The sequence below is a fragment of the Aromatoleum toluolicum genome (assembly GCF_012911005.2).
Taxonomy (GTDB): domain Bacteria; phylum Pseudomonadota; class Gammaproteobacteria; order Burkholderiales; family Rhodocyclaceae; genus Aromatoleum; species Aromatoleum toluolicum.
In genome coordinates this window covers 80,418-89,211 of the sequence record NZ_WTVS01000020.1, presented here as the reverse complement: position 1 = coordinate 89,211, position 8,794 = coordinate 80,418, and the positions used below count along the sequence as shown (strand labels likewise).

Annotated in this window: 8 protein-coding genes; 7 read left to right on the top strand and 1 reads right to left on the bottom strand. The window is 58.4% G+C overall.

Features of this window, described 5'->3' with window-relative positions; all coding sequences use genetic code 11:
* The first annotated feature begins 146 nt into the window (after positions 1-146).
* The 7 genes from GPA27_RS11365 (at position 147) to GPA27_RS11340 (ending at position 7,796) form a co-directional block, all read left to right on the top strand.
* Positions 147-1,256, top strand: a complete 1,110-nt coding sequence (locus GPA27_RS11365) for a polysaccharide pyruvyl transferase family protein (protein WP_169140511.1) — start codon at positions 147-149, stop codon at positions 1,254-1,256.
* 86 nt (positions 1,257-1,342) lie between these two features.
* Complete coding sequence (locus GPA27_RS11360) at positions 1,343-2,323, top strand: glycosyltransferase family 4 protein (protein WP_169140509.1); 981 nt, start codon at positions 1,343-1,345, stop codon at positions 2,321-2,323.
* 61 nt (positions 2,324-2,384) lie between these two features.
* Positions 2,385-2,777: a glycosyltransferase family protein gene (locus tag GPA27_RS11355; protein WP_211164944.1), complete on the top strand. Its 393-nt coding sequence runs from the start codon at positions 2,385-2,387 to the stop codon at positions 2,775-2,777.
* Positions 2,774-3,256 carry a glycosyltransferase gene (locus tag GPA27_RS29475; RefSeq protein WP_169140505.1) on the top strand — a complete coding sequence of 161 codons (483 nt, stop codon included), beginning with the start codon at positions 2,774-2,776 and terminating at the stop codon, positions 3,254-3,256. Before GPA27_RS11355 ends, GPA27_RS29475 begins: the two co-directional genes overlap by 4 nt.
* A gap of 35 nt (positions 3,257-3,291) precedes the next feature.
* A complete protein-coding gene (locus GPA27_RS11350; protein ID WP_169140503.1) occupies positions 3,292-4,356 on the top strand; it encodes a hypothetical protein in 1,065 nt (354 codons plus the stop codon).
* A 73-nt stretch (positions 4,357-4,429) separates the two neighbouring features.
* Positions 4,430-5,752 (top strand): UDP-glucose dehydrogenase family protein, encoded by a 1,323-nt coding sequence (locus GPA27_RS11345; protein WP_169140501.1) that lies wholly within the window; start codon positions 4,430-4,432, stop codon positions 5,750-5,752.
* 145 nt (positions 5,753-5,897) lie between these two features.
* On the top strand, positions 5,898-7,796 hold the full coding sequence (locus GPA27_RS11340; protein ID WP_169140523.1) for a SurA N-terminal domain-containing protein: 1,899 nt from the start codon (positions 5,898-5,900) through the stop codon (positions 7,794-7,796).
* A 134-nt stretch (positions 7,797-7,930) separates the two neighbouring features.
* Here GPA27_RS11340 and GPA27_RS11335 read toward each other — a convergent pair whose 3' ends face one another.
* Positions 7,931-8,722 carry an enoyl-ACP reductase FabI gene (locus GPA27_RS11335; protein WP_169140499.1) on the bottom strand — a complete coding sequence of 264 codons (792 nt, stop codon included), beginning with the start codon at positions 8,720-8,722 and terminating at the stop codon, positions 7,931-7,933.
* Positions 8,723-8,794 lie beyond the last annotated feature (72 nt).

Sequence of the window (8,794 nt, the reverse complement as noted above, 5' to 3'; positions counted from 1 at the left end):
AGGCGTTCGAGGTCGGAATGGCCTCGGAAATCAGCGGGAAAATCGGAAAAATCGATCATCGGAGTCGGCTCAGACAGTAGGCTTGGGTGCGATTGCTCGAAACGTCAATTGATCAGGGATTCCTTAGATATTATCTGGACAGACCGATGGATATACGCGCTGCATCGATATTTATTCCAATGATTGGGCAGTACGAGAATATTGGCGACATTATTCTCAGGCGCCCGCTGCTGGACTGGCTTCGGCCGCTGGGAACTTTACATATCTACGTGGGACACGCGCCCGAAGGGTACGAGAAGGGGCTTGGTGTGCAACCGGGCGATCATGTGTATCGATCGTTTGGCCGTTGGTACTTAGCGGGTTTGAAGTCGGCTGCGTCGGGCTCCGCGCACTATGCATTCAAGCCTGGCGAGATTCAGTTGAGTGTGAAGGGGCTTAAGGAGCATTTGAGCGTTCTGCCCTTGATTTCGATGATGCGGATTCGTGGCGGAAAGGTTGTTCGCGTTGGCTCCGGTGCGCGTAATTTCTCGCCTTTACCTCGGGCGTTGATGACGCCATCGGTTCTGCTGTCACATCTCGTTATGTGGCGGGATGCGCGCACAGCGGCCTATATGGGAGTTGGCGAGGTGATGCCGGATCTTGCCTTTGCCGAAGGTGATTGCGTATCAGCGCACGCGCCATGGGCGACCCGCGATGTATTGGTTGTTTCCATGCGCGGCGACCGTGATCACAGTTCTGATAATTGGCAGAGAGCCGTGCGCGCTTATGCGAGCGCGAGAGGGCTGAAGGTCTGGGTTGTTACGCAGGTTCGGCGCGACGCTGGGTTATCGAAAGCACTGGCGGTGAGTTTGGACGCGGAGTTGCTTGACTGGGATGGTGCGGCGCACGACCAACATGAGGCTAAGTTGCGCGCCCTTTATCGCCGCGCTCATGGGGTCGTGAGCGATCGCCTTCACGTCCTTATTTCTGCCTACAGCCATGGCGCCTTGCCGGTCGGACTGATGGCGTATCCCTCCGACAAGATTGAGCGACATTTTGCGGCGGTAGGCGTTAAGGGCATTGCACTAGAGGTTTCGGGTTTGGGGGTGGAGGTAATTCTTGAGCACATGATAGGCGTTGAATCGAAGCGCGATGAAATCCTTGCTGCGCTCCCGATCGCGCGCCAAAGGTTGATCGAGATTCGCAGGCGTTTGGAAAATGTTGTCGTGCCAGGGTACGTCGGGGCATATCGGGTAGCGGGGAGGATTCGGGCGTGATCAATATCGAAGCTTCACCTAAGTCCGTTGGGTCTTGCCGGCCTGTCGCATGGCAGGTGGGGCGTCATGGGGAGGTTGCGGGGGGTATGACTCAGGTCGTCAACGGCTATCTGGGTTGGCAGTTTTCGAACTTTGAAGTGGGCGTGATTACGTCTCGCGATGGCTCTAAAGGGTTGCGTTCAGTAGTCCTGTTCCTCCGGGCTTTTGCCACTATCTTCAAGTTACGCGATGCGAAGAAGAACGTATTTGTGGTGCACTTATCGCAAGGCGGTTCGTTTGTTCGCGAGGGGTTATTGCTTCTTCTTGCCCGAGCCAGAGGGTTTGGGACAGTTGCACATATGCACGGCAGCAGTTTTGTTGATTTTTCCAGTCGACGTCCTTGGCTGGTCGAGAAGGTGTTGTCGGCTGCTACAAAGGTAGTCGTGCTTAGCCGAGCCACCCAGGATGCAGTTTGCCGGTTTGTTCCTGCGATGCGTGTGGAGTTGATTCCCAATGCGGTGCCGGAAGGGCTGCCAAAGGAAAAGGAACGATTGGTGGTTTTCGGTGGGGGCGTGTCCAATCGGAAAGGCGTGGATGTGCTTGCGGAAGCGTGGCGACGAGTTGGGGTAGGCCGCGGCTGGAAACTGGTTATCGCGGGGCCGGTAATTGATCGGGAGGTTGTACCCGATTCGCTTGATGATGCGGAATTCGTTGGTTCCATCGACCATCGGTCCTTGATGCACCTTCTTGAACGCTCCTCTATCGCCGTTTTGCCCTCCCGTGATGAGGCAATGCCCATGTTCATTCTGGAAGCGATGGGGCGGAATAATTGCGTTATTTCTACTAGGGTCGGGGGTATTCCCGCCGTTTTGGCGGATGGCCGTGGCTTACTCGTTGATGCTGGTGACCCCGCACAACTTGCAAGTGTGCTCTCGAAGGCGATGGCTGACGATGCATATCGCGAGGCTACTGCACGTGTCGGACGCGCGGCGTTTGATCAAGGGTTTTCGGCCAAGACTATTTACCCGCGGGTCGAGCATCTGTGGTGGGATGTCTTGAATACACCTCTACCGGCCACCGACCATTGAGGCTGAAATCGTGACGAGAGTTCTTGCGGTGGCTTCTGGTGGGGGGCATTGGGTGCAACTCATGCGACTGCGCGGGGCGTTTGCGCGTTCCGATGTTGTTTGGATTTCCACCCAAAAGGACTATGTTAAAGACGTGGAAGGAGAGTTGCACGTCGTTCAGGATGCGAATTTATGGAACAAAATGGCGCTTGCGAGGATGTTCCTGCAAGTGGCCTGGCTAATGGTCAGGATTCGTCCTGACGTGGTGGTAACGACTGGTGCAGCTCCTGGATTTGCGGCCATCTTATTTGGTCGGCTGTTTGGTGCGCGAACCGTTTGGATCGACAGCATCGCAAATTCGGAGACACTCTCTACCTCCGGGGCCAAGGTGGGGCGGTGGGCTCATGTGTGGCTTACTCAGTGGGAGCACTTGGCTAAGCCTGAGGGGCCACATTATTGGGGGGCGGTGCTGTGATCTTCGTAACTGTTGGAACCCAGCTGGCCTTCAATCGATTGGTTGAAGCAGTCGATAAGTGGGCTGAAGCAAACTCGGACGTTGAAGTGTTTGGACAAATCGGTCCAAGTGGCCTGCAGCCTCGAGCCATGACTCATGCCGATTTCTTGCCGCCCGCTAAAGCGGATGAGCTTATGCGTCAAGCTGACCTGATTGTGTCTCACGCGGGGATGGGTTCGATTCTTACGGCGCTACGCTACCAGCGTCCCATTCTGATCATGCCGCGAAAAGCCGGGTTGGGGGAACACCGCAATGACCATCAGTTCGCGACAGCGCGCTGGTTGGATGGCCGTCCGGGCGTTAGTGTCGCCTGGAGCGAGGACGAGGTTGCAGCTAGGTTGGATGAGCGGCACCGATTGTCTGTGGGGCCTCAGCTAGCGGAGTTCGCAAGTGGGCAGTTGATTGAAAGGCTCGACGCGTATATTCGTGCATCTAGATGACAGGTCGGTATACGTTATATTTCGGCAGCTTGGTCGTGGCAGACAGGCATTATCTCAGACGTTTTAGAAATTCGATCTATATCGCAATTTTATTTCTGTTAAGTGGCTTTGCGCCAGCGATAGCTAATGATGGAGGCGCGCATCGGGACGCATGGTTTGCTCCTTGTATCGAACGGGCGAGTTCTCGGTTTCGAACCGGGTTTGATGGTTCTGTTCGAGTTCGCGACGACGTGGCGGGGAAACGGGGCACATTCGAAGGCTGGGCGGGTGAGCAGTTGTGCGCACAGACCGCAGAGGTTAAAGGTACTTCAGCCACTAAGTTTGGTCGCGCCATAATTGAGTTTGAAGGCGGAAGCGAGGACGAACGTGGTGCTGACATCGTGCAATCACCTGCTGAGGCTTCTAATCGGGTGTTGCGGTTCTGGATTGCGAAACCAAATGTAATTACGGCTGCTAATCGTCCTGTGAAGGGGCGGGTGCAAATGAGCGTGCATGGGAGCAAAGGAGTACGGGAACTGGGGGTGTCGGTCCGCATGTTTCTGCATTCCGATTTCAATATTGTTCGCTCATTCCCGGGGACTTTTGATTGGCTGACCGTATCGGAGTGGTGGAACAATGCCAGTTGGACTGGTGAAGGATTTCCGTTTCGGATTACCGTTAATCTTATCAAGGATATGCCAGGCTCCAATGGGGTAATTTATTTTCAGGCTCATGCGCAGACCTTGAATGTCGATAATAACCGCTGGAAATCAGCGATTTGGTCAGAGATAAACCGGGAATTTGTTGTTCCTGTTGGAAAATGGGTGACTCTCGATTATGGATTTGTGGAAGGGGATGAAGAGAAAGGTCGCTTTCTTTTGACTGCTACCGTTGAGGGTGAAAAGAAGAAAATCATTTTCGATGTTAAGGGTCATACCCATCACCCCGACGACCCAAAGCCTGGCGGGCTTTCTGAGTTCAACCCAATAAAGCTTTACACGTCGAGTCGGTTAATCGATTTCGTTCGTGAGAGGGGCGGAACCATGCAAATCATGTGGGACGACCTTGAACTCGCCGCCTGTCCTGGGTGTGCAGCACGTTTTGTGGAACGCGCACAATAATCGCAATAGTCACGTGGAGTTTCGCGTGTTTCGGCGCGTTATTATGAATACGGTCTAATTGTGTAGGAAGAAAATGAAGGTCACAGTAATTGGCACGGGCTACGTAGGCTTGGTAACCGGCGCCTGTCTCTCTGAAATGGGCAACGATGTGGTGTGCCTCGATGTGAATGCTGACAAGATTCGGGTGCTCAACGAGGGGGACATTCCGATCTACGAGCCCGGCCTGAAGGAGATTGTTCAGCGCAACGTGGGGGCGGGGCGCCTCAAGTTCACGACGGACGCTGAACAGGCTTGTTCGCACGGCACGATCATGTTCATCGCGGTGGGTACGCCACCCGATGAGGATGGTTCGGCGGATCTGCAGTATGTGGTGAGCGCAGCGCGCGACATCGGTCGACGAATGACGGACTACAAGGTCGTGGTCGATAAGTCGACCGTGCCGGTGGGTACGGCTGACAGGGTGAGGGCGGCGATTCTGGAGGAACTGGCGAACCGTGGGGTGAGCGTGCCGTTTGCGGTGGCCTCGAATCCGGAGTTTCTCAAGGAAGGGGCTGCGGTCGAGGATTTCATGCGACCGGATCGGATCATCGTCGGTGCGGACGATGAGCAGGCGATTTTCCTGATGCGTGCGCTGTATGCGCCATTTGTCCGAAACCACGACCGGATGCTGGTAATGGATGTTCGCTCGGCGGAACTGACGAAGTACGCGGCGAACGCCATGCTCGCAACCCGGATCAGTTTCATGAACGAGCTGGCGAATCTGGCCGAGACGGTCGGGGCGGACATTGAATCCGTGCGAGTCGGTATCGGATCGGACGCTCGCATCGGCTATTCCTTCTTGTATGCGGGCTGCGGCTATGGCGGCTCGTGCTTTCCGAAGGACGTCAAGGCGCTCGTAAAGACGGCGAGCGAGCATGGAAGGGAGTTGCAGGTGCTGACTGCGGTGGAGCGTGCGAACGAGGCGCAGAAGCGCGTGCTGGCCGAGAAGGTGAAACGGAGGTTTGGCGAGGATCTCCGTGGCAAGCACTTTGCCCTTTGGGGGCTGGCCTTCAAGCCTGATACGGACGACATGCGGGATGCGCCGAGCCGGGAGCTTGTGATGGAGCTTGTCGAGGCGGGCGCTACCGTCGGCGCGCATGACCCGGTTGCAATGGAGGAATCGCGGCGTGTGTTCGCGGGGCTCGGTGGCGTGTCGTACGCACCGACGCCACTCGCGGCGTGCGAAGGCGCCGACGCGCTGATCGTCGTGACGGAGTGGAAAGCGTTCCGGAGCCCTGACTTCGCGGCGATTCGGACCCAACTGCGTCAGGCAGTGATCTTTGACGGCCGGAACGTATTCGGGGCGGAGCTGCCGCGGCGACATGGATTCGAGTACCACGGCATCGGACGTTGTTGACGGGTTAGCTGCGCCGGCTAGGGCGGAGTTGTTCCGCATCGCGTGGCGCGTTTGGCCAGCAAGCCTGCGCAATGCGATAATCCTACGCCTATGTCCGCGGCGCACGCCGCCTTGCCATCCTCCAGGGAACTCACGGAACTCAACGATGCTGGAATCAGTTCGCAACAACAAACGCGTGGCGCAGATCATCCTTGCGCTGCTGATCGTCCCCTTCGCTTTCTTCGGGCTGGATTCGTATTTTCAGGATGGGCCCACCGGGATGGACGTCGCGACGGTCGGCAAGTCGAAGATTTCCACTGCGGAGTTCGATCAGGCCTTGCGCGAGCAGCAGGATCGGCTGCGGGAGTCGATGGGTGGGGAGGTCGATAGGGCATTGCTCGATTCGGAGCCGATCCGTCGTTCGGTCGTGGAGAACCTCGTGAATCAGCGTCTGCTGGCGCTGCATGCGGCCGACAGTCGGCTCATCGTGACGCCGCAGCAGTTGCAGCAGGTGATCGCTGGAGTGGACGCGTTCCAGCAGGACGGGCGCTTTTCGATCGAGCGCTACGAGGCGGCGGTGCGGGCGCAGGGCATGACTCCGGCCATGTTCGAGTCCCGACTCGCGCAGGATCTGCGTATGCAGCAGGTGGCCCAGGCCGTCGGCGACTCGGCGTTCACTTCGCGTGAGTCGATCAGGCGCTTTCTGACGGCGCAACTCGAGGAGCGGAAGATCAGTGAACTGCAGTTTCCCGCGAACCGTTTTGTCGAGGAGGTGAAGCTGGCCGACGACGCGGCAAAGCAGTACTACGACGCGAACGGGGAACGCTTCGAGCGGCCGGCCCGGTTGCGTGCGGAGTATGTGGTCTTCAACCAGGACGCGGTTCTCGATCAGGTAAGCGTGTCGGACGATGCTGCCCGCAAGTTCTATGACGCGAATGCGGAACGTTTCAGCCAACCCGAGGAACGCAGTGCACGGCATATCCTGATCGGGGCCGCGGCGGACGTGTCGGCGGATGCAGTTGCGAAGGCGGGTGAAAAGGCTGCCGGGATCCTGAAGCAATTGCGCGCCGATCCGAAGCGGTTCGCAGAGCTGGCGAAGTCGGAATCGGATGATCCGGGTTCTGCTTCGCGCGGGGGAGACCTCGGATTCTTCGGGCGGGGTGCGATGGTGAAGCCGTTCGAGGATGCCGTGTTCGGCCTCGACAAGGGACAGATCAGCGACGTCGTGCGGTCGGACTTCGGATTCCACATCATCGAAGTCACGGACATCAAGTCGGCTCACGCCCGGCCGTTCGATGAGGTGAAGGGCGAGATCGTCGAAGAACTCAAGCGTCAGGAAGCGAGCAAGAAGTTCGCGGAGCAGGCCGAGGTGTTCTCGAACACGGTGTACGAGCAGTCGGACAGCCTGAAACCGGTGGCGGACGCGCTGAAGCTCCAGATTCGCACGACCGACTGGATTCAGCGGGTTGGCGGTGCAGTGGGCGACTACACCAACGAGAAGCTGTTGAATGCCCTGTTCTCGGATGAGGCGGTGACGAAGCAGCGTAACGTCGAGGCCGTCGAGGTATCGCGTGGAACGCTCGTGTCCGCGCGCGTAGTGGAGCATCAGGCGGCACAACGGACACCTTTCGAGCAGGTAAAGGGTGCCATCGAACAGCAGCTCAAGACGGAGCAGGCGGCAAAGCTCGCGGCCGAACGCGGGGAGGCTGCACTCGCGTTGCTGCAGAAGGGCGAATCGGTGCCGGGCGACTGGAGCGCGGCGCGCACTGTGCAGCGGGCGAAACCGGAGTTGCCGCAGGCAGCGATTTCTGCGGTATTCGGAGCACCGGGAACGAAGCTGCCGGCTTACGTCGGGGCGCCGATGCAGGGGGGCGGATATTCCGTCTACCGCATCGAGAGCGTGAATCGGATCGAAATCGCGAAGGACGATCAACGCCTCAAGGCGCTGGAGGGGCAGTACCAGCGCCTGGTTGCGGAACGCGATTTCAACGCATTCCTCACGTCGCTGCGCGGTCGTTACGCCGTGAACATCAATACCGCTGCGGTTCGGCCGCAACAGCAGTAAGCGACGACACAGGGGCGCGCCAAGGCGTTGCCCCCTTGTCGCTCGCACAAACAAGAACGCCCGATGCTGACGCATCGGGCGTTCTTGTTTTGACTAACGGCCGCGCGCCGAGCGGCTCGCCGAGAGGCTTGGCGTCAGGGCTGTTCCGAGTTGCCGAGCGCGGTGGTGTTGAAGCCGCCGTCAACGTACATGATCTCGCCGGTGACGCCGCTTGCGAGATCCGAGCAGAGGAAGGCCGCAGCGTTGCCGACTTCCTCGATGGTGACGTTGCGACGCAGCGGGGCGTTGTGCTCGTTGAACGACAGCAGCTTGCTGAAGCTGCCGATGCCCGAAGCTGCCAGCGTCTTGATCGGGCCCGCGGAGACCGCATTCACACGGGTGCCTTCCGGGCCGAGGCAGACGGCCATATAGCGCACCGCGCTCTCGAGGCTTGCCTTGGCCAGGCCCATGATGTTGTAGTTGGGCATCGTGCGCACGGCGCCGAGGTAGGACATCGTCAGGAGTGCGCCCCTGCGGCCCTTCATCATCGGGCGTGCTGCCTTGGCGAGCAGCGGGAAGCTGCCGGCACTGATTTCCTGGGAGATGCGGAACGCTTCCCGCGAGAAGCCTTCGAGGAAGTCGCCTTCCAGGGCATCGCCAGGTGCAAAGGCGATCGAATGGACGAGGCCGTCGAGGCCATCCCATTTCTGCGCCAACTGGTCGAACAGCGCGGTGATTTCCTCGTCGTTCTGCACGTCGCACGAGAAGATGAGGTCCGAATCGAATTCGGCAGCCATCTTGGCTACGCGGTCCTGGAAGCGTTCGTTCTGGTACGTGAAGGCGAGTTCCGCACCTTCACGGTGCATGGCTTTGGCGATGCCGTACGAAATCGAGCGATTGCTGAGCAGTCCGGTGATCAGAATGCGTTTTCCGGCGAGAAAGCCCATTTTCGGTAATGCTCCGTCTTGATGGTCGGCGGATTATAGCCGATGGGCGCCGATGGTCGACGTGCGCAACCA

Excerpts from the sequence above, each read along its gene's own strand:
- GPA27_RS11345 (WP_169140501.1), top strand. The coding sequence starts at position 4,430 with ATGAAGGTCACAGTAATTGGCACGGGCTACGTAGGCTTGGTAACCGGC.
- GPA27_RS11355 (WP_211164944.1), top strand. The coding sequence starts at position 2,385 with ATGCGACTGCGCGGGGCGTTTGCGCGTTCCGATGTTGTTTGGATTTCC.
- GPA27_RS11360 (WP_169140509.1), top strand. The coding sequence starts at position 1,343 with ATGACTCAGGTCGTCAACGGCTATCTGGGTTGGCAGTTTTCGAACTTT.
- GPA27_RS11365 (WP_169140511.1), top strand. The coding sequence starts at position 147 with ATGGATATACGCGCTGCATCGATATTTATTCCAATGATTGGGCAGTAC.
- GPA27_RS11340 (WP_169140523.1), top strand. The coding sequence starts at position 5,898 with ATGCTGGAATCAGTTCGCAACAACAAACGCGTGGCGCAGATCATCCTT.
- GPA27_RS11335 (WP_169140499.1), bottom strand. The coding sequence starts at position 8,722 with ATGGGCTTTCTCGCCGGAAAACGCATTCTGATCACCGGACTGCTCAGC.